This is a genomic window from Aporhodopirellula aestuarii, assembly GCF_023701485.1.
GTDB classification, from domain to species: Bacteria; Planctomycetota; Planctomycetia; order Pirellulales; family Pirellulaceae; genus Rhodopirellula; species Rhodopirellula aestuarii.
The window spans coordinates 16670-38106 of sequence record NZ_JAMQBK010000052.1; the positions used below are offsets into that span (position 1 = coordinate 16670).

The 21437-nt window shown below is 54.0% G+C and carries 11 protein-coding genes and 1 pseudogene; 1 reads left to right on the plus strand and 11 read right to left on the minus strand.

Annotated elements, in window-relative coordinates; translation table 11 throughout:
• Positions 1-75 precede the first annotated feature (75 nt).
• The 11 genes and pseudogenes from NB063_RS19285 to NB063_RS19335 all read right to left on the minus strand — a co-directional run bounded on the left by NB063_RS19285 (position 76) and on the right by NB063_RS19335 (position 20412).
• A complete protein-coding gene (locus NB063_RS19285; RefSeq protein ID WP_250930400.1) occupies positions 76-2379 on the minus strand; it encodes a glutamine amidotransferase in 2304 nt (767 codons plus the stop codon).
• An 8-nt stretch (positions 2380-2387) separates the two neighbouring features.
• Positions 2388-5534 carry a DUF4175 family protein gene (locus tag NB063_RS19290; RefSeq protein ID WP_250930401.1) on the minus strand — a complete coding sequence of 1049 codons (3147 nt, stop codon included), beginning with the start codon at positions 5532-5534 and terminating at the stop codon, positions 2388-2390.
• An 86-nt stretch (positions 5535-5620) separates the two neighbouring features.
• Positions 5621-7570, minus strand: a complete 1950-nt coding sequence (locus NB063_RS19295; RefSeq protein WP_250930402.1) for a BatA domain-containing protein — start codon at positions 7568-7570, stop codon at positions 5621-5623.
• 31 nt (positions 7571-7601) lie between these two features.
• A complete protein-coding gene (locus tag NB063_RS19300; protein WP_250930403.1) occupies positions 7602-8495 on the minus strand; it encodes a DUF58 domain-containing protein in 894 nt (297 codons plus the stop codon).
• An 11-nt stretch (positions 8496-8506) separates the two neighbouring features.
• The gene (locus tag NB063_RS19305; protein WP_250930404.1) at positions 8507-9517 is read right to left on the minus strand and encodes an AAA family ATPase; all 1011 of its coding nucleotides are present in this window, start codon (positions 9515-9517) and stop codon (positions 8507-8509) included.
• The gene (locus NB063_RS19310) at positions 9514-10482 is read right to left on the minus strand and encodes a hypothetical protein (protein ID WP_250930405.1); all 969 of its coding nucleotides are present in this window, start codon (positions 10480-10482) and stop codon (positions 9514-9516) included. Before NB063_RS19310 ends, NB063_RS19305 begins: the two co-directional genes overlap by 4 nt.
• Complete coding sequence (locus NB063_RS19315; RefSeq protein ID WP_250930406.1) at positions 10479-12854, minus strand: protein kinase domain-containing protein; 2376 nt, start codon at positions 12852-12854, stop codon at positions 10479-10481. Before NB063_RS19315 ends, NB063_RS19310 begins: the two co-directional genes overlap by 4 nt.
• A gap of 116 nt (positions 12855-12970) precedes the next feature.
• Positions 12971-18394 carry a protein kinase domain-containing protein gene (locus tag NB063_RS19320; protein ID WP_250930407.1) on the minus strand — a complete coding sequence of 1808 codons (5424 nt, stop codon included), beginning with the start codon at positions 18392-18394 and terminating at the stop codon, positions 12971-12973.
• The gene (locus NB063_RS19325) at positions 18391-19047 is read right to left on the minus strand and encodes an RNA polymerase sigma factor (RefSeq protein ID WP_250930408.1); all 657 of its coding nucleotides are present in this window, start codon (positions 19045-19047) and stop codon (positions 18391-18393) included. The genes NB063_RS19320 and NB063_RS19325 overlap by 4 nt, the downstream gene beginning before the upstream one ends.
• A gap of 153 nt (positions 19048-19200) precedes the next feature.
• Positions 19201-20241: pseudogene (locus tag NB063_RS19330) on the minus strand (ISL3 family transposase); the annotation flags it as partial.
• Positions 20242-20259: 18 nt separating this feature from the next.
• Positions 20260-20412 carry a hypothetical protein gene (locus NB063_RS19335; RefSeq protein WP_250930410.1) on the minus strand — a complete coding sequence of 51 codons (153 nt, stop codon included), beginning with the start codon at positions 20410-20412 and terminating at the stop codon, positions 20260-20262.
• An 818-nt stretch (positions 20413-21230) separates the two neighbouring features.
• On the opposite strand from NB063_RS19335, the gene NB063_RS19340 reads away from it, so the two are divergent.
• Complete coding sequence (locus NB063_RS19340; protein ID WP_250930411.1) at positions 21231-21422, plus strand: hypothetical protein; 192 nt, start codon at positions 21231-21233, stop codon at positions 21420-21422.
• Positions 21423-21437: the final 15 nt, after the last annotated feature.

Consider the following 21437-nt stretch of genomic DNA (forward strand, 5'->3'; position numbering starts at 1 on the left):
AAACTCCAACACATCCACTCGCGATTAAGTTGACAAAGTAAATGAACGAGAAATCACCATCAGGATCCACAACATCTAATGGTTCAGAATTACCTGGTGATCAGTGGCCGCATGTCTGCGTCTGAGCACCCAGTCGACCACCAGCCCGCTCAGCAAACCAATCCAAACCCATGAGCGATCCCACAGCGGAACTTTGTGTATGAGCCTTTCACCAGGTGCCGAATCATATGACCGAAGCAGCCGTGTGAGCTCGTCAGCGGATGTCAGAATGCTACCGCCGCTTGATTCGGCGACGAGTTGCAGCGTCTCAGGTTGGGATTGTGGGTTTAACCATTCGTCGGACTGGTGAAGTAGTTGAAGTTCAATTGATTCACTCGCGACTTGCTGATCGGCGAGCCAAGCGGTTACGACCAGGTGAATGGTTTGCATGGGACTCGACGACTTATCGGACGACGGAAGTTCAGCTTGAATGGATCCGCTATAACGCTGCAGCGACACGTCGGGCTGCAAATCGATGACATCACTAGGGATTGTCGAGAGAGCTGGTGGATCGCTGCTGGTCAATTTGTCGGATTGCAGTCTGGCGGTCAGCCGATAGTCCGTCGTGGGATTGAGTTGTTTGTCGAATGCCTCGACGACCACTTGGATGGGATCATTCTGCGAATAGATGACTCGGTCGCAACGAACGAGCAACCGTCGCTGAGATGCCTGCGAATTTTCCGCAAGCCAACGAGCAACGTTGCGCCAGAATTTCCGGTAGTAACGATTGTCCCCCACTCCCCACTGTGACTCGAAGTACCGGCCCCAGCCCTCTGTCGTATCGGTCGACATTGCGAATGTTCGCCCACGGCCGAAAGTTTGGCAGGCGAAAATCGGCATCACACCTACCTTGGATAGCGGGGCCTGCGTTTGACCCAGCAAGGTCGCCGCTGGCTTGACGCGTGCTATTAAGTTAGTGCCCGTGAATTGCGGCATCGACTCGACAGCGGAGCGATTGCGTTGTGGGTCGTCAAGTAGTTTCCAAATCGGATGCGACTGGGCTTCGGTTGGAACATCGACTTGGAATGGTTGGTTCAGATAGTCTCGCCGATTCGTCATGTCGAATGGGATGAGTTGCTCCCACGCCGTCCGATCCCATCCCCCCGAACCGAAACTGGTGTAGCCGCCGATCATGACGAACCCGCCGCCCCGTTTGTCGACCAATTCGACCGTCCAGGCGATTTGCTCCGGCGTGAACGCGCGAGAGGAGATGTCGCTGCAGATCACAATGTCGTACTCGAACAGTTCCGTACGCGTCGTGGGATAACCGCGATACGGATCATCAATTCGTTGTAGACTAGGCCGATTGGCATACTGATCATTGACAACGATGGCGGTGCATTGAATTTCAGGGTCCTCTTGCAGGGCGTCGCGAAGCTCGGCGTACGCCCCTTGGCTCGTCCCTTCCAGATAAAGTACCTTCAGTTTCCGTTCACGATCGGTAAGACGGAACGGAATCCCGTTATTGGAATCGATCGCTTCACCATCGAAGACGGGAACCTGTAATACTAAATCACCGAGGGATGAATCGGCGGTGACGACTAACTCACACGGCGTTGGACCGTCATGCAACGTCAGCGGTAAAGTAGTGAGCGCGGCCGCATTCGGTCGATCTGCGGGATGAATCGAGACGATGACTCGCTGGCCATCAAACCCGCGGCTGTCAATGACGGCGCGGACCGTTGCGACATCGCCTGATGCGACATGAGGCGGGATCGCCAACTGAGTAATTGCGATATCCCCACGTATCTCTTGCTGTTGCGGCAGCACAACATGGATGGGAACATTCAAGTCGCGGTACGCCGAAGTAATCGTTTGCAGTTGTGGTTCCGTTGGAACCGCACCGTCGGAAAACAGCACCACCGCTCGAGGCCGGTCACCGGCCAAACGCGAAGGTAGACGTTCGAGTGCGTCACCAAGCAGCGAGGCGTCTTCGTTGGCATTTAGGGCTGTCAAGTTGGGAACCTTTGCTAGATGGCGACCAAAACGAAACATCGAAAATCGCATCGGGTGTGTCGATTGAACCTCTCGTGTCACCGTATCAATGGTTTTCTTAACGTCATCCATTCTGGATCTTCCCACGCCAAGCGTCATGCTTTCTGAGCAATCAACCAGCAGAGAGACCGCAGGTGGTTGGGGCGGCAAGATCGTTTCTCGGCGGTCGATCGGATTGATCAGCAGCACGACCAAACCAAGCAAAACGACGCCGCGGAGAGTCAGTAACCACCACTTCGCAGTTTTTTCAGAAATCGCAATCCTTCGAGCTGCGATCAACAGAGCAACGATCGCGGCGACGAGAATCCAGTAGGTTGCGGTCCAGTAGAGTGGTTGCCAATGCATCGTGACGCTTACTCAACGTCCTCGGATAGAACTCGGTAATACGCTTCGACCATATCAGTGTATTGGGGCGGGACCGCTCCAACGGATTGCTGCATCGCGCCGCTCAGAATGGCTTCTTGTATCCGTCTTTGCAAAATCTCGTCAACTTTGCGTAGACCCTCGCCAAGAGTTTCCGGTGCCGCTGCTAGTTTCGGCAAAGCTTCTGCCGCTTGGGCCAACTCAGGATCATCACGACCGAGCGACCGAGTCGACGCCGACAGCTTTTGCGTTGCCGCCTGGACCATCGCAAGTTCGGCCGGAGTGCTAGCACGTCGTAGCTCCTTCAGCAGTGCGGCAGCTTGTTGCTCCGCCTGTGTCAGTTCGCCTAAGCGGACTGGCCCCATCGCTTGCCGAATTTCCTCGACGGCAGTCGCGAAACGCTTCAGCGTTCGGCTCGCTCGCGCCCCTGCAGCCGCCGCGGCCGCGGGTTTCTCTGGATGAAGTGTTGCTGCATCTCGCATTTCGTTGGCAGCCTCACGTGGTGCGGCGGTCGCTAGCTGCTCCGTCAACGCACGTTGAATCTGCCAATCCTGATCAATCGCTTCAGCCAAGATTTGGTCCACCAAATCTGCTAGTTGTTCAGCATCGTCGGCAAGCTGCGACTGTTGCCGCGTTTGCTTCTTCTCGTCTGTCGCATCTCGCTGGCGACTGTTGTGATCCGCCACGATGCGTCGATCTTGTTCTTCGGCCAGTTTTTCGGCTTGACGACCTGCCGTAAGCAATTTCTCGCCAAAATCGGGAGCGTGTCGCTTCGCCAGATAATCCGACAGATCCTGCAGTCGTTTGGCTGCTTCTTCGGCTAACTGGATCGCTCTCGAATCGTCGTCGCCCTCAGAGATCAAATCACCACTCTGCTTGATCTGTGCTGCCGCCTGCTGGACACGTTTGGGTGCTAACGATCCGAACTTGCCGTCGCTGAGCTGCTGCTGGATCTGTTGTGCTTCATCGGTAGCCTGCTCCTGCTGTTGGGCCAGATCGTTTCGCGAAGGCGATGAACCCGACGCGGACTCCGATGTAGAATTTGACTGGCCTGGCTTTTCGCACGCTTTGGCCGACTGACAAAAGCTCTGTTGCTCCTTTGCCAGTTGATCGAGCTTCTGCCGTAGACTGGAAAGTTGTTGCTCTTTCTCTTCATCCTTCTTCTGTTCGGGTTTGCGAATTTTGTCAATCTGTTGCTGGTCGACATTGCGGCACATCTTAGCTTGTGAGTTACTCTGCTTCAGAATCTTGCGAAGGTTCTGACGCGATGCGATCAGTTCGGCGAGCGCGTCCTCTTCATCGTTCTGCCCCTCGACGATGGCATTAACCGCTAGATCCTCGATCGCATTGGACATTGCCTGCATGCTGTGGGTTAGCGAAGGGATGGGACCAATTTTTTCCATCAACGCTTCGGTTAGTGACTCGGTCTGCTCACGCAAGTGCCGCTGTTGGTCCGCCAGTTTGCTGCCGATGTCGTTCCTGACGTCCTGTTGTTGTGTGGCAGCAAAGGTGCGGCCCAGAATTTCGCGTTGTTGCTTGATCAGCTTTTCCAGTGTCAAACATTCCCCTTGGCAATTACCACTGCATTTCTTATCAGAAAACTCATACTCACGCGAAAACGGACGGATGTCGACAAACCGCAGATCACTCGTGATTCGATGCGATTCTGGATGACGGTTGTCGGTGGCGTAGGCGTAGTAAGTGATCGCCTGCGGATATATCAGCTTGAGTTCTTCCAGCGGCAACAGCATTGTCTCTGTGACGTCAGTCATGGGTTCATCGAGCGATGCTTCCCACAACGTCTGCTCAGGGCCATCGTCGATCCGATAGTTGATGCCAATCGAAGTCAGTCCATAGTCGTCAAATCCCTGCAGCGTGAAACGTAGTTCGGCAGTCGAAATCGCTTCGCTCGTCTCAGCGGGCGAAAGGAATTTCAACGTTGGACGGCGATCAGCGACGATCTCAAGATGCAGCGAAGAGTCATCCGACATTCCGTCGTCGCTCAGTGCGTGAAGTACTAAATCGATCGGCCGGGTCTTGGTCTGCAAAGTCAGGGTCGCAACGTCTTGAGAAATCGCGGTCGTGGTGAAAACGGTGTCTTCAGGATTGATCTCGACATCAACACTCGCTGGACGACGGTTATAATTAGCTGCCAAATTCAATTCGGAACCCTCGGGAATGCGAAGTCCTGCGGGTGATCCGGTGGCGGTTGGCAAGCCTGTGTAGCTGGGCGGCTTCAGCGTTGCGGTCCACTGTTCCATCACGAGCGGTTGTTTCACGATGACAGACTGCACACCGCTGTCCAGCCAACCCGCCCGTACCTGAATTTCTAAATTTCCCCGACAATCGGGCACGACTGCACTTAGATTGGCAACCAGCGACGTTCCTTCACTGGGTTGTAATGTCGATTCGCTCCACTGAATTTCGCCGGCAGATCGATAACGAACGAATGCCGATTTTAAGGGCCGACCAGCGATGTGCAGTCGAACCACCAAGTCTTCACCAAATCGAATCGACTCGGGGATGGGTTCGAGCTGGATGTTGGAATAATGCAATGGCAGAAAAGCTAGGCGAGCAGTGCTCACTCTCCACTCGGGCAGAGCAATGCACGCCACCGCCCAAACGATCGCAGAAGTCACACCCAGGCACAGCAATGCGGCGACTGGCCATTGCGCACCGATCGGCATGAGTTGTTGACGCGATACACGCAGTTGAGTATCGAATTCGAGTGCACGAACCAATTCCGGGTCTGCTGGAGTCACTTGGCCTGGATTCATTTTGTAGTCATGACTGGTTCGCAGACGCTGTCCTAATTCAGGCCGAGCTCGCTCGACCTTGCCGACAGTACTGACCGAATCGAATTTCAGCCACCGCTGGAATCCCATGACCAGTCCGATCACGAGTCCAATCATCACCAGCCAGCCGATCAGACGCCCCACCACACCGATCTCGAACTGAAAATCAATCACGCCCAGTACTGCAATCAGGATGACAGCCGAGACAACAGCCGACCACACGACGATGGTCATCCTGCGCTGCTGTTCGCGATCTCGAAGGTGTTCCAGGCGCTGGTGATGGGCTCCTCGCTCGATCTCGACCGGCTTCGGTTTTTTAATTGGCGTCGTAGCAAGGCTCATCGTCAAACGCTCGATTTGGAAGGAGATAGGGTAACTAAAGCGGATTGTGATAGTCTAACAAAGAGAGAGAACGACTGACCATTTCATCACTCGTGAACTCGGCTGGCAAGCAATAATTCGGTTCCCAAGACACCGAGGAGGATCCAAATGAGGATTGGCCACTTTTCATCAGATCGGGCAACTCCTGCAGGTGAGAATTGCTGCTCCATTTCGGTTTCTTCGCTTAAGATCGCTTCCTCTGGCAATCGAATCGCTTCACGAAACTCTTGTTCGCCTAAGCGTGCGATCTCCGATTCAGCCGGATCCATGTTTCTTACCACAACGGATTCACCGAGCTGCTCAATTCCCGGAGCTGCCATAGCACTGTTAATTACTTCGAAGGAAACCGGCTGAACCGAGTCCAATTGTCCCGTCAACCAGGCGGCGAGTTGGCGAACGAGCGGGACAAACAGGCGGTTTTGCGGCCAGTCACTCCAACTGCGATCGGCCGACGTCAGCACCAGGACGAAATGAGCGTTGCCTGTGGTGTGGGAGAGAATGAGTGGATAACGACGTGATTCCATTAGCACTTTCGTGTCGGTGTCTAAAGATTTAACTGGCATTAATCGGCGAACTCGCAATCCACGCAGGTCACCGTATTGGGTATCGGCAAAGATATCCAACGCCGGATGTTTCTCATCAAACCGCATCACACTGGCGATCGTGTCCGTTGCAGATGAGATTTTCGTGCTGCCGATCAAACCAGCTTGTAGGACCGGATCCAGAACAGCGTCTGTCGTTCGCTCACCAGCAAACCAGAGAACGTTTCCACCCGCCTGCATGAATGCTCGCAGGCGATCGGCATCGCGTGCAGTAAACCGCCCCACGTTGGCGATCACGATCAAGCGAAAACCGTCAAGATCAGGAAACCCGGATCCCTGGTCCCAGACCAGCCGCTCGACTTCGAAAGTTCGGGCGGGACCCTCGCCGACTGCTGTTCGCAATCGCAATGCCGTCTCGACAAAGTAGGTGGCGTTTTCCCACGACGTGCGTCCAGCATCGCCATCGACCAACAGAACGCGATCAGGATATTTAGCCTGTAGGGCGATGTATCGACGATTGTCCCAAGGTAACAGATCTTCGCGATCAATGGATACCGATCCTTGATAGACACCGGGTTCATCGATCAGCAGCTCCATCGGGATCGTTTGTCGCTCGCCCGCAGCCAGTGCGAGCACGTGTTTTGCGGAAAACTTTTTGCTGGGACCGGAAATCGTCGCTACGACGGAAACGTTCGTAACTGGAAACTCGCCCCCGTTGTGAACTCGTACTGATATCGAGATCGGAATGCCGGGACGAATTTCAACCTGTGTCGGTACCGCCAACTCGATGGCTAAGTTCTGAGTGATCGCAGGAGCCGGGTCTACGATACGGACTTCTATGTCCGCAGGAAACGTCGACAGATCGGCGTGCCGCACTCCGCTGCGTTGTAGATCACTTAGCACCAGCAAGCTGCGATCAGCACGATCCGACGCGGCGAGCAGGTCGGTCGCCCAGGAAAAGGCCTCGTCGAAGCGTGTACCTGTGGCCGCGGACTTCAAGTTCTTCAACTCGGCCAATGGGATGACCTCGACGCCGGATGAATCAAACAAACCAATGTGGACGCTCGCCTGTTCACCCAATGTGCCGATAAATTGGTCGGCTCGTTGCCTCGCCACCTCGATTGCAGAACGACCGTCTTTGTGCTTCGCCGACATGCTGGCCGACCGGTCAATCAAGATCGCGACTTCGCGTGTCCGTCCATCGGCAGGTGTATCTGGAAAATAGGGACGAGCAAATAAAAATCCTAGCAGCAACACGGCGAGTGAACGCAGCGCTAACAACAACCAACGCTGGATACGCTGTCGGCTTTGAGTGCGTTTGACCACGTGTTGCAAAAAGCGTATCGATCCGATGTCCATCGGACGAGCACGTTGACGCAACAATAGATGAATCCACAACGGCAACGTCATCGCTGCCGCGCCCGCCATCACAAATCCGACGTGAATGAAATTCATAGGATCTGAATGATCCGAAACACGTTTGGCATCAAAATAACTCGCTTCGCACTTTGAAGTACTCTCTCAACGCTACTGGCAAAGGTAAATTGGTATGGATCGGTACATAATCCACTTCGTACACGCTTCCGATTCGTCGCAGACTCGACTGCCATTCTTGGACCGCTGCGGTAAAATCGTCGCGTATTGCCTCCGCCTGGGTCACAATTTCTTCTCCCGTTTCCAGATCGCGAAAGCGAATGGGGCCAGACACTGGCATGGACATTTCGAGCTCAGTCAACACGTGGACGAGGATGACCTCGTGTCCATAGTGTTTGAAGTGCGCGATCGCATCTCCCAGTTCATCATCGTCAAAGTAGAAATCGCTGATGATCACCTTCAACCCGCGTCGAGGGGACAGTTCCGCCACCTCGTGTAGGATGCGTGAAGAATCCGACGCTGGGTGTGGCCGCTGTTGAGCCAAGGCGTGCAGGATCTCCATCTGATGATCCACCGTACTGCGGGGGCGTAAATGCGTCAGCACCTGATCGGCAAACAACGTCAAGCCCACGGCGTCTCGTTGGCGACGGGCCAAGTGTGCCAGCGAGGCTGCTAACATTGCAGCACACGACCATTTCCCCTCCGCAGTCATGGATCGACTGGCATCGACAATCAAATGGACGTCAACGTTGGTTTCTGCGTCGTATTCTTTGACAAACAATCGTTCGTGTCGTCCGAACAGCCGCCAATTGATATGCTTCAGATCATCGCCAGGCATGTACTCGCGATGCGAGGCGAATTCGACCGAAAATCCGACGAAAGGGCTTTGATGCAGTCCGTGCAGAAATCCTTCGACAACCGTTTTGACGATCAACTCTAAGTCATCGGTCGCGCCGAGCAGCTCAGCGGACGTCAATTGCGACGGCGGGATTGCGAATGAATTCATCACATCTCAGTTTACGCGGGCTCGGGTACCGATTGAATTAATTGGGAAATGACTTCGTCGACGGTCACGTTCTCGGTTCGTGCTTGAAAATTTAACGCCAAACGGTGTCTCATCACCGGTGACGCGACAGCACGGATATCTTCAAAATCGACATGATAGCGCCCCAGCAGCACCGCACGTGCTTTGCCTCCCAAAACCAAGCACTGTGACGCTCGCGGGCTGGCCCCGTACCGAATCAAGCGATGCTGGTCCATCGATCCGGTCTTGCTTTCAGGACGTGAGGCGGTCACTAGGTCAACGGCGTATTCCACGACGTGGTTGGCAATCGGAACCCCGCGGACAAGATGTTGCAGCTGCCGGACGTCGTCACGCGTCAAAACCGAATTAAGCTCGATGTTGACATCACCCGTTGTCGCTTTAACAATCTCGATCTCCTCAAGTTTCGACGGGTAAACGACTGGAACGTTGAACATGAACCGATCGAGTTGAGCCTCCGGCAGCGGATAGGTTCCTTCCTGTTCTACAGGGTTTTGCGTCGCGACGACGAAGAATGGTGGCGGCAAATGATAGGTCTCGCGGCCGACGGAGACTTCACGTTCCTGCATCGCCTGCAACAACGCGGCCTGCGTCTTCGGCGGGGCGCGGTTGATCTCATCGGCCAGTAAAAAGTTAGTAAACAGAGGACCGCGAAAGAACTCAAGTCGACGACGACCCGTTTCAGTATCTTCCTCAATGATGTCCGATCCCGTGATATCCGATGGCATCAAATCGGGCGTGAATTGGATGCGTCGGTATTCCATGTCCAGCATCTGTGCCAAGGACCGTGCGATCAACGTTTTGCCGAGCCCAGGCACGCCAATCATTAACGCATGGCCTCGGCACAGCATAGCGATCAGCAGGCTATCGACGACCTTGTCTTGGCCGATGACCACGCGACCGATTTCACGTTTTAGCTGTTCGCGTGCTTCGCGAAGTCGCTGAACAATTTCTGGATGGTCACTTTTGGGAGATGTGTCATTCATGGTTGGTCTTTCACTTCGTTTTCTATCGGCGTGACAAGTCGGATTCGGTCAGCATTCGCCCCATCGATGACGGACGACACATTGTTGTCTCCATCCTGCTGCTCAGCGACGGCGGTGGCTTCAGTTCCTGATCCATCGCCGTTGTCGTCCAGTTGCGGATGCTCCGTCGGTACCAGACTATCTTCCTCAAACAATTCATTGACGATGCCAACCGTATCACGAAAAATCTTCAACACCGAAGATAAGTTAGGCGTACCGCCAGAGTCGTGCGTTGGTTGCTCAAGTTGTCCACGCATGACCTTTGTCAGCGCCTGTGGAAACCGTGTTTCATTGATTTCTCCATCATCCGATGCAGTGATCACTACTCGGCCAGGCCGCGAGAACGGCTTCACGAAGCTGCCTGACGCCGAGTGGGTCAGCCAGAAGACCTGCTCTTCCGCCCTGAGTGAAGCAAACAATCCCGCCCACTGCACAGCGTTAAGATCGGGACCGGGAATATGAAACCAACCGTGCCGATCATCTTGGCTGCCGTGCCCGATCGTGAAGACCCAAACGGAATCCGTGGAGCGAACCTTCTCGTTCAAATCGGCGAGCGTGTCCTTCACATTCTGGATTGTTGCGAGGCGAATGTCGTCGCGCTCAGCGTCACCTCCCAGTCGCACAATGTCCTTCTGCCCCACGCCAACCACCTGAATTAGCCACTGACTCCAAACGTCGACCATTTCCCGATACCGCTCTCGATGTTCTTCGTCGCCTGGTAATCCGACAACCAGGATCGCGTACCGTCGCGAGGGCAATGCAGCGTTCTGCTCAGACTGGACTTGCGTGTCAACCTGTGTCTCTGCGTCAACTGACTGCGCGCAAGCGTGGCTTGACAACGCAATGACGTAAAGAATCGCAATCAAGCGAATCGAACTGCGAACGAAAGCGTCGGATATCATGTTTAAAACGAGTCGCTGCGTCATTTGATCTCCAATTCGGGGCGTTCCTGTTTCAGCTTGTCGATCGCAGCGCTGGTCACCTTGGAGTTTCTTAGCGTCAGCGTTTGCAGCATCGGCAATTCGGGAAGATTAGCGATGGCCAAGTCGTCAATCTGTGTCTCGTGCAGTTGTAAATCCGTCAGTGATCTTAGTGATTCCAGATGCACAAGGCAGTCGCCCGTGACCCTGGTGCCGGGCAAGCAAAGATGTTGCAAATCGGGCAGCCAACGTGCAATTTCCTGGACCGCTTCATCCGTGATCGGGCATCCGGCAAGACACAGGCTGGTCAGCTGGGGGAACTGTCCCAGTGTAGCGGAATCTTCATCGGCAAAGGCAACACCATTGAGCCGCAGTGTGCGGAGTGCGGGCAGGTCTCGCAGCTTAGTCAACGCCGTTCCCTTAATGCCAAAACGCGGCAACGCCAGTATCGCCAGCGAACGCATTCCTGTCAGAACCGTAAGCCCTTCGGTTGTGATTTGACTATCTGTCAGGTCAAGCTTGCGAATGCCCTTGACCGCAGCCAATCGTTCCAATTCCTCATCACCAATCATCAGTCGTATGGCGGCCGGGCATTTTTCCACACCAACCAACCAGGGGTCATCAGTCAACTCTCTTAGTTGATGCACCGTTCGAGTCCCCGAGTCAGTAATGATTTCGACATGGCCGCCCCGCCACACGATACGCTCAGCAAGGACAGCTTCCGGATTCGAACCTCCGTTATGAAATGGCTGTTGAACGGGATCAGACGTCGAGTCCAAGATTCGGAAATCAGAAACGCGAAAAGCACCCTTGTAAGTGTGAAAAAAGAACACGTCCGGATAAAACCCGTCAGACATCCGTAACGATGGTTGGCTCGACGAAGCGGCGTTGGATCGCGTCCAAGATCCAATCGCTTCCGAGTGGGTCACCTCAGAAAACGCAGCATTCTTATCTGCAGTGAGACAGCGAACCATCTCGACATGTTCGGGCGAGACTTCCAGGCGTATTCGTTCTGGAAGACCTTGAATCAACACCTGATTCAGATACGGACTGATGATCCCTGGGTTTCTGTTACCCTCGGCGAAATAGATTCCACTCTGCCAAACGTCGTCTTGCCGATGATCCAGAAGCGAGATCATGCGTCCGTTGCCAGCAGAGAACCCAAGCCCGAAGGAACCGTCGCCTTCGAGCCGCTCGACAACGAAGTGAAGTGTGTAGCGTTCCGGCATGATGACAGGAAGCTGAACGATGCCACGTCGATGCAGGTTGCGAAAATCGGTACTACCGCCGGTGGCAAGCACCTCGACGTCAAAGGCATCTCGACCAGGCTCAATGGTCTCCATCAAACGATCCGCCAACTCGACCGAATCATCGATGACATGTGCGGAGAACGTGTCAGGCGACGGATCCCATTCATTGGTAACGATCTTTGGCTCGGTGCCTACCGTTTCAGGCAGCGTATGTTGGAGAGCGACGCGAGCAGACGAGCGAGAATTCAGCGACTTAAACGGTGATAATCCAGATTTGCTCCAGCTCATTCCGGCTATCACGACAAAGGTGATGACCATTAGGATACCGGTCAATATCTGCCAACGATCGTTGACGTGCCGGAAAACTGGAGGAATCGTTCCGTCAGTTGATGAGACAGGTCCGTTTAGATGCCCCGGTGTTTCATGCAGCAGTTCGTCATTTGATCCGGCCTCAAACAAGAGATCGAGTCGGCTTAGCAGTTTCCGCAAGTCGCAACCGACCGTCAGTGGCATGAGTACTTCAAGCAACTCGTTCGGAGTCGGAATCGACCGTGGATCTTCGTCCGAACGAATTTGAAGGATGATCTTGGCCAAACTGCTCGGCAGTTCATTGTGAATTTGCGTAGCGGGACAATCAATCAGATCGCACAATGACTGCGTCAGGCCAACGAGATCCTGGGTAAAATCGGATGGCGATTGTGTCTGGCTTGCTTCACTGAGTCCGACGATCTTCAGCAACCCGCTAGGCGTCAAGACTAAATTCGTGAGCTGGATGTGGCCATGCTTGAGACCGCTGTCTTGGAGTTGCTGTAGACCGATCGCCGCCTGTCCAATCAGCTGGCAGGCATCGGGGAGTCTTAACGGCCCGATCTTTTCGACGACCTTTCGCAAATTTAGCCCCGATACCAACTCCATGACCAAATAGAGAGTGCCCTCATGATCGCCGGCGGTTTCGGTGCGAGCGAGATTGGGGTGAGCAAGATCACATAGACGGCGAAAATCGGAGACAAATTGTTCGCGACGGACAACATCGCCGTCATCCCGAGGTCGCAACACCTTGAGGGCAACCTGTTTCTGCAAACGTTGATGAACGGCTCGATAGAGTTGTCCGTCGGGTGTGTCGCTCATTAATTCCAAGAGCAAAAATCGACCGAAACCCGCTTGTTCGTGACTCACGAGTTTGCTGCTCCCCGACTGGTCGTTCGAGGACGGCGGGTCAATCGGTCGAATTCTTGGGAGCTGCATCATGGCTCCGCGGACCAATCGGAAGTGATCTTCACTTGGGGCATGATCGCGCGTAGACGCTGAATCCCTTCAAGCGTGAAATTGGTGTTCTCTAAATGAAGTTTCTCAAGCCCAGAGAGTGCGCGGAGGGTCTCGATCGAATCATCGCTGACCGATGTCTTTCGTAGGATGAGATCCCGAAGCTGCGTGGCACCGGCAAGATGTTTTAGCGACGAATCATCGGCGGCGGAGGCGTCAAGATGCAACACCCGGAGCGTCGGAATTCTTTTGATGGATTCGAGTCCCGGACCCTTCCATTGCTGGTTATAACCTAAATGCAAACTTGTCAGGTTCTCCAGTCTCGGGAACAATGCGATCGCATCATCATCGATTGGCGAGCCCGCGAAGTCGAGTACACGCAGAGCTTGGAAAGGTAGAACGTATCGCTCCAACACATCAGCATCCACCGCATGATGACCGAGATTCAGTCCGGTGATGGGTCGATCATGCAACCGCTCCAGACCGGGACCGTACAGGCCGCAATGTTTGGAGACGAGATGCTTCAGGCTGGGCATGCGTGCCAAAGACTTGGTAACATCGCCGGTAATTTGCGGCATCTTCCAAAACTCGATGCGATCCAAATGCGGTAAATCCACCAATCCGCTGATGCCATTCTCAGTCATCTTAGTGGAGTCGAGCGATAAAAACTGGAGTTGTCTGTTTGCGGCAAGCAAATCAATCGATTCGTCTGTGATATTGGGGCCATACAAGTAGAGCTGCGTTGGTAATTCCGTTTGCAACAATTCCTTCAGCTTGGAATCATCCATCTCACGTCCGCGCAAATCCAGTGTAAGCGAGGGTATATTTGCAAGTCGTTTCTGTTCGTTGAATGGACTTGCCTCGATTGATCCAGAAACCGGGGTCACGGTCATCTCTTCGATCGCCATCATCCCGTTGTATTGCCGAATCCAAGGTTGCGATTGGCGTGGTCCTTCCCACCACCAAACATTGGCTGGTCCCAACCGCGTTGGTTCGCCTTGCCACTGCAGCACCTGCGTTCCATTTCGCAGCACCCGTATATCAACCAGTCCATTCTCGGATCGAACACGAATTTGAATTTGCACTGGTTCATTGGAATCAATTGGAAACGTATTTTCCTCGACCTGGTCCGGGCTGTCTTGGCCCACTGATCCGTCAATACCGTACAAGATCGTGAATTGGCCGAGCTTGGGAAATTGGTCGAATCCGACCGCAAACTTGTGGTTACCAGGAAGCGTGAATCCAATCAGCGGCGCATTTCCCTCCGTGATGCGTGTTGCCGTCATTGTGAAGTCGAAATCTGCTGGCAATTCAATTGGTAGCGAAAGTCGCGTACGCTCGGCAGTCATCAAGCGGCCCTCTTGCTTTCGCCACGGCTGGCCCAAATCCCACTCAATTACTGAATCACGATCGACATCGACAAGTGAAATCAAATCCACCGACTCGTAACCTGACACGACTTTCGTTTCTGGCAAGTTCTTGCGAATAATCTCGACCTCGCTGCGTGAAATCCTTGTGCCGATCAGATTGAGTCGAGATAGAGCAGGGAAACGTTTAGGAGTCACATCATTCAGCTGATGGATTGATGCTCCTGCGACGCTAAGCGTCCTGAGTCCTGATAAGCTATCCAGTTGCGACAATCCATTCGACGAGATCCGTGTTCCGCCAAGATCAAGACTGACCAGTCCGTGCAATCCGTTCAACGCGGCCACCGACAGATCGGAAATCGATGTGCCTTGCAAGTACAATTTCTCTAGCGTCGGTAGCTGGTTGGCAAATGAATCAGGGATTTCAATCACTGACGTTCCTGCCAGAGACAAGCCACGCAAATTGGGTGACCTACCGAGTTGTTCAATGCCGCTAGATGTGACGCCAGTACCGGATAGGTCGAGCGATTGCAAGTTTGGCAAATCCGAAAAGTAAGTAAGATCACTGTCGTTTAACCATTGGCTCTCTTCCAGGTCGATTGCGACGATCTCAGGCTCTTCCGGAATCTTGACCAAGCGATCCACGCGAATCGTCGGGAGTGGTTCGGGCGTTTCCTCCGTCGAAATCTCGTCGCTTGGAGTGCCGAGCTTCCACAACCGCAGTGCGTAGTCACCCGTTCGCGTGAAGCCTTTCTCGCTCTTCACGGCGCCTCCGCCGGCCAAGATTCGTTCTCCGTCTGAAAGCAATGCGACCGACCATCCGTGTCCTGGAATCAACGGCGTGGTGCCCACCACTTGACCAGTCTCAATCTCAATGAGTCCAGTCAGGCCATCAAAGCCAGTGACAATCAAGTGCTGGTCATCGAGAGCGAACTGGATCTCTTCCATACCGCCGACCGGTGAACGGATATCCTTTACAACGCGGCCACTCTCAAAATCCCACACTCGGATTGCGCGATCTTTATAAGCTGCGGCTACTCGGGTTCCGTCCGCAGAGAAACTCAAAGCGTAGGTTTCTTTAGCATACCGACCTACTCGATCGATACTGGGCCCGTCCAACTGACGAAGAATCTCACCGCTCTTCATATCGATCACCAAAACCGCGGTGTCGTCAATTCCGATCGCCAAAGAGTCACTGTCCGGACTGATGGCAAAACACAAAGCGGATCTGCCAAGGTCCCAACGATGAATGACGTCGCCAGTTTGAGTATCCAAGGCATACCCAATGCCCGGTCGTCCCGTGATGGCAACGATTGAAGTCCCGTCAGGCGTGAACGTCACTTGTTCGATTCTGGGAGCATCGCCGACCACCATTTCACGAAGCAGTTCACCCGTTTGCACATCCCACAACGATATTTCCGGAGATGCTCCGCCGGCGATCATTTGCCGACCATCACTCGAGAAAGCGACAGACATCACATTGAAACCAAGCGACAATGCTTGCTTCTGCTCGCCTGTTTCAACATCCCAGATACGAATGGTTTGATCGCCACTGGGCCATCCACTGCCGCTCGCCGCGGTCTGGCCGTCAGGTGAAACAGCGACGGACTTGACCGGACCGGTGTGTCCTTTGAACTGGCGAATCAGCTCGAAGCCGCCGACGACTTCCGTTACCGATGGATTTGCCTGGGGATTTTGATCGAGGATCGTCACCGAACCTCCCTTCCAAAGGACCCGCTCGGCAATCGCCCGTTGGCGGTCCGTTCTCGGATCGGTAAACGAGAAGATCCTGCCATCGCCACTCAACGGGATCACGCGAAACTCGGAAACTTTGATCGAAGCGGTCCAGTTCGCCAGAAAAAGAAAGCCCGGCTGCGGCGGCGGAAACGCTCCGACACCTGTTGCTTCGTCAATACTGCCTCGCCAGGATGTGATCGGCGTCCCATCAACGGTCATCTGGATCGACAAACGCTGGCCGTCTCGACGGACTTCGGCGACGATTGGAACAGGGCGGTTCATCGGTAAAAGCTGGCCGCGATGTGTCCTTTCCAGCCGTTGCGGCAATCTGACGTTGTTCAGTTGAATCAAACCGCTCAGGTGACCATTTGCGGGAAAGGCATCAATGGCCAAAATAACTGGGCGATTGTCCACGGAAAGCCCGAGCGCCAAACTCTCCTCATTCTGCAACCGAGTGGCGATCAATTCGACACGATATTCATCAGGTGGCTGATACGGAATCATCAGCATGGAAGGATTTTCGGGATTGGACACCAGCGTTCCATCGACAACTTGCCAATCGTTGCCGCGAATGTCGCGACTCGGTTTGATCAGCGAGATGAGATCCACCCAATCGTATTTCTGAGGTTCTGTGTCCTGGTTCGATGCGATCTCCGCTTCCTTTTTCGGCTCCCTGCGTGGTGTCTCCGGCAACTCAATCGAAGAACGACTGACCGAAAGCACGAGTTGCTGATCTCGTCCCAGATCGATCGTGGACTGAGAAAACTTAAGCCGTGATTCTGGATCGGAGTGGACAGAGTATCGGCGAGCGGGAATTTCACTGCGTCCGACGCGAAGCGGCAACTGCATCCCGTCGGCTTCCAGTCGGGCGGAACCAGCGGCAAGCAGTTCGGCAACTTCATCTGACTCGGCTTCGACGATGATCGTGCCCTCAGCCGATCGCCAAGCGGACACAATCATCAACACAACCGCCAATAGCAATAAAGCTGCGGCGGCCACAAATATCCCAAGACCCCGGTGCGTTGAATCAGGTGGGCTTGCGGCGGAAGCTTGCCCCTGAACGAGATCGTCGCGCTGAGTCGAAAAATCATCTCGCGTCGCGGTCAACGCCGAATCCAGATCCGATTGGGTTGCCGCCGCAAGTTCAGGAAGGTTGGCACCGGACGCAAAGGGGCGAAGTGCGTCGGCAATCTCAGCGGCCGACTGCGGTCGATCTTCGGCACGCTTGGCGAGCATCCGATCGATCAAGTCACTGACTTCTTCCGGCACCTCAGGCCGCGTTTGCCGGACGGCGATCGCTGGCGTTTGCAGACTCTCGACCAGTTGTTGCAGCGTCGTGACAGATCCGCTGGCGGCCAATGGCGACTTACCAACCAGCAACTTATAGAAGGTACACCCCAACGAGTAAATATCCGCGCGATGATCCACGTGACTGCTATCAGTGACTTGCTCGGGCGGCATGTACTCGGGAGTCCCCATGATTTGATGCGTTCGCGTCAGATCGCCCGTCGAACCACCAAGAATGTCGTCAGCATCATTGTCTGGCTCTTCGATCGGCAATTCTTCGACACGTGCCAAGCCTAGATCCATGACTTTGACTGTTCCATCGCGAGCGAGAATCAAATTAGATGGTTTGATGTCACGATGAATCCGCCCATTGCGATGGACATAGCTGAGCGCCATTGCGGCTTGACGAATCACTTCGGCAGCGTCGGCGACCGACAATCGTCCATTGACACTGGCGATGCGACCCAGATCGAATCCGTCGACGTATTCCATCACCAAGTAGTGCTGGCCCGCTTCTTCGCCCGCGTCCAATGCGCGGACGATGTTGGGATGATCCAAACGTCCGAGCGCGACCATCTCTCGCTCAAAGCGTTCAATCGTCAACCGATCTGTCCTTCGATGAGGCTGTAAAATTTTGACCGCCGTCGCTGTTCCCAACTCGACGTGTCGGGCGCGGTAAACCATCCCCAGACCGCCCTGGCCAAGCGGATCAAGCAATTCGTAGTCGCCTAACTGTCGATTCTGCGGTTCGTTATCGACCCGTGACTTCCTAGCGGCAATCGTCCGCAGGACTCGATCACACTTGGATTCGTCGGCGAACGCGATGTCGCTGCGCTTGTCCAAAATGGCATCGATCGACACCTCGGCATCGTCCCATTGTTCTAATTGGCTTTGGCACGAAAGGCATGACTCGATATGCGACGCCAACTGATCCGTTTGGACGACACTCAAGTGTCCTGTTAGAAAACTCCTCAAATCGTCTTTCGACGGACATGTTCCCGAGTTCAAATTCATTCGCCTGACTCCGACAGAGGATCATTCAGCAAGCCCGCCATTTCGCTTCGCAAACGAGCGCGGACGCGAGACTTGGCAATGCGTACCGCGTTGACAGACAACTGCAAATCAGCAGCAACGTCCGCTGTCGCACGGGACTGAACGACCGTTTGCCAGAACGCTTGCCAAGTGTTCGGCTCAAAATCCTCGCGAACCAATTCCGTCGCTTGCTTCAATAGATGGCTCAATTCTTCCGCCCGTTCATCGTCGGATTCATCACACAACTCGTCGGTGACTTCGGTCGGCAAATCCACCATATACAACTGGGCTGATGTTCCTCCCTTCGCTTTTGGACGATCTCGCTGCCATCGATGGAAATCTCGGGCACGGTTGTTGGTGATCGTCTTGAGCCAGCGGCGAAAACTATCTCCAGGACGCCGACGCTCAAACTGAGCCAACTTTTGGGAGAGCGTTGTGAATACGTCTTGCGATATATCACCCGCGTCTTCAGGCGACAAACCGGCACGACGGCACCAGCTGTAGACGAGCGGCCCATACATATGAACAAATTTCTCCCAACTTGCATCTTCACCAGCACAAACTCGCTCAAGCAATGTCAGCGAAGTGTCCGACGTTTGAAATGATCTACTGGAAGGAACGTTAGAGCGTTTCACGAGATTCTTGATTTTATTGTCGAGTGACCAAGTCCGGGCAAAGATCCTTCACTCTAGTGCCTGCTACAAAGCGTTGGATGCGATATTGCGTTGAAAACCGAACAGATTCTCAAGGAGAAGCCTGGTGACGTGCTCAAACGCCCAAATTATGGCTCATCCGACTAAAGCGTACTTTGTTTGATGAAGTGAGTAGAGCGTGAGTTCAAAATACTCGCGATCGCGGATGCCGTAGGATTGCCGTTGAACGGTTTTGATTTTGTTGTTGGTGCCCTCCATCGGTCCGGATGATATTCGATGCTCGAAGTAGTTCAGCAGGCCCTCTTCAAGACGCAGCAACGTCTTGGCCATCGTTTTTAGGGGCTCCAGTCCTGTCGCGATCGCTCGTTTGCACCAGGACCGCAGGAACAACTGGGCCGGCCAGCGAAACGTATGCCCCCAAAATGTTCGCAGCTCCTCCTTGAGATAGTACGCTTTGGCCAGCGGCTCATTGAGTTGCAAAGCGGCGGCTAAGTGAGCCTCCTCGTCGCGATCCTCACGCAGGTTCTCGGGATTCTTCAATAGCAACCAGCGACTCCCCTTGAGCACCGACTTTTCATCGGCGGTCGCTTTCTGGAAGAGTTGCCGACGGAGCATGGTCAACTTCTCATTCATCAACTTCACGACATGGAAGCGATCAAACACGATATCGGCTTTGGGAAGGTTCCCACGCACCGCCAAGATGTAGGCACTGGACATGTCCATCGCAACCGCTTCGATTCGGTGCCGCCGACGCCCCAGTCGCTTCCAGAAAGGTGCCAGCGAATCGGCCGACTTGCCTTCTCCCACGAAGATAATCGCACCGCTGTCCAGGTCCATCACCAGCGTCACATAGCGATGGCCTTTGCCAATGCAGATCTCATCGATGGCGATTCGCCGGACGTCCTTCAGAGACGGGTTGGCGAAACGTCGCTGGAGGTCCTTCTTTTTGATTTCTTTGATCACGTCCCAGGTAACACCAAGAAGATCAGCAACGTCCTTAATCGTCATGCTGCGGGTCAACTGCAAAGCGTATTTGGCCCAGCCCTTGGTGTAGCTTCGGCGGGCGTCAGCAAAATCAATTTTGATTTGACGAGTGGTCCCGCAATCATGGCACTGCACGCGAGGCAAGGCGGCGACGACCACGGTCTGTTTCAGGCCGATCGGAGAAGCCCGAAATTCTCGTTGCTTGAACCCTCAACGGATCACGTTTCGACTGCCGCACATTGGACAGCAAACCGCCTTTTCACTTGGCTCGACATGAAATCGCGTGACACCTCCGGTGAACTCGATCCGGGTCTGCCGGTAGCCACGGATGCCAAAGGACTGATACAACAAAGTGGTGGACATGTGCGTTTTTCAAAGAAGACGTGAGAAATCTCCTTGGAAGATGGCATGTCCACACTTTTACTTCCATATGCCGAACTTTCAATCGCACTCAGCCTTGCGCACCCGTCAGTCGGATGAGCCGGAAACTTGACGTTTGACATGAATCCCGTGAAAACCGAACCCAGCCAAGCAATGATCACCAGGTGGCAGGAACTGTACCGCGCGCCGAGTCGGGCAAGCCAGATTCTCGCTGTTCGTAAGATTGCCGATGAGGCCAATAGTTTCCTTGGAACACCGCCACGTCAAAATGCAACCGCCGAAAACAAACGGGTATTTCGTGAGCGCCGAAGAAACGTAATCAGGGCCTTGTCGACCGTGATCAGTAAATACGATGCTCCACGCCTACTGAGTATTTCAGATCTGCCTCAAGAGGTGATCGAATTAGCAGAGACAATTGTCAACAAGGCCGATGACGAGGATGGCCGAACACAAGGTATGTCTCTATGCCACCTCTTGATGCTCACACGACTGAAAGGACGTGGGCACAAGTCACTGGCAAAGTTATCGTGCGAAAAACGCTGGTCTTGCACGAGGCTTCGTCAAGAAATCACGGAACGCAACTCGAGATCGATTGCAAATTCACAAACTGAGCAAGTTGTTCGGCCGCTCACTCGTCTCCAATCGATTCAGCAGAGTGCTGCGATACTCCTCAAGTCGCTAGACAGGGTACACGAAGTAGTCAACGAAGACACTGTCTCCGTTATTCGGAAACGAGACTTTGAGGTCGCCTCTGATCGATTCAATAGCACGCTGGAGATGCTGGAGGAACTCGAAGATGAATGCAAACGGTGCCGGAAAACGCTTACACGGGCCAACGCTGCATTTCTGAAACGAGCCGACGAAACCGAAGGTTTGGAGTAGCCAAAATCGACCCATTGTTTAATAAAAAGACGCTGCCATTCTTAGCGGACATGGGCGGCTATGTCGCATTGCTGCCCAAGTCTGCACGTCGCTTCATGATTTTGGCCTAACAGCGTGTTGATTTT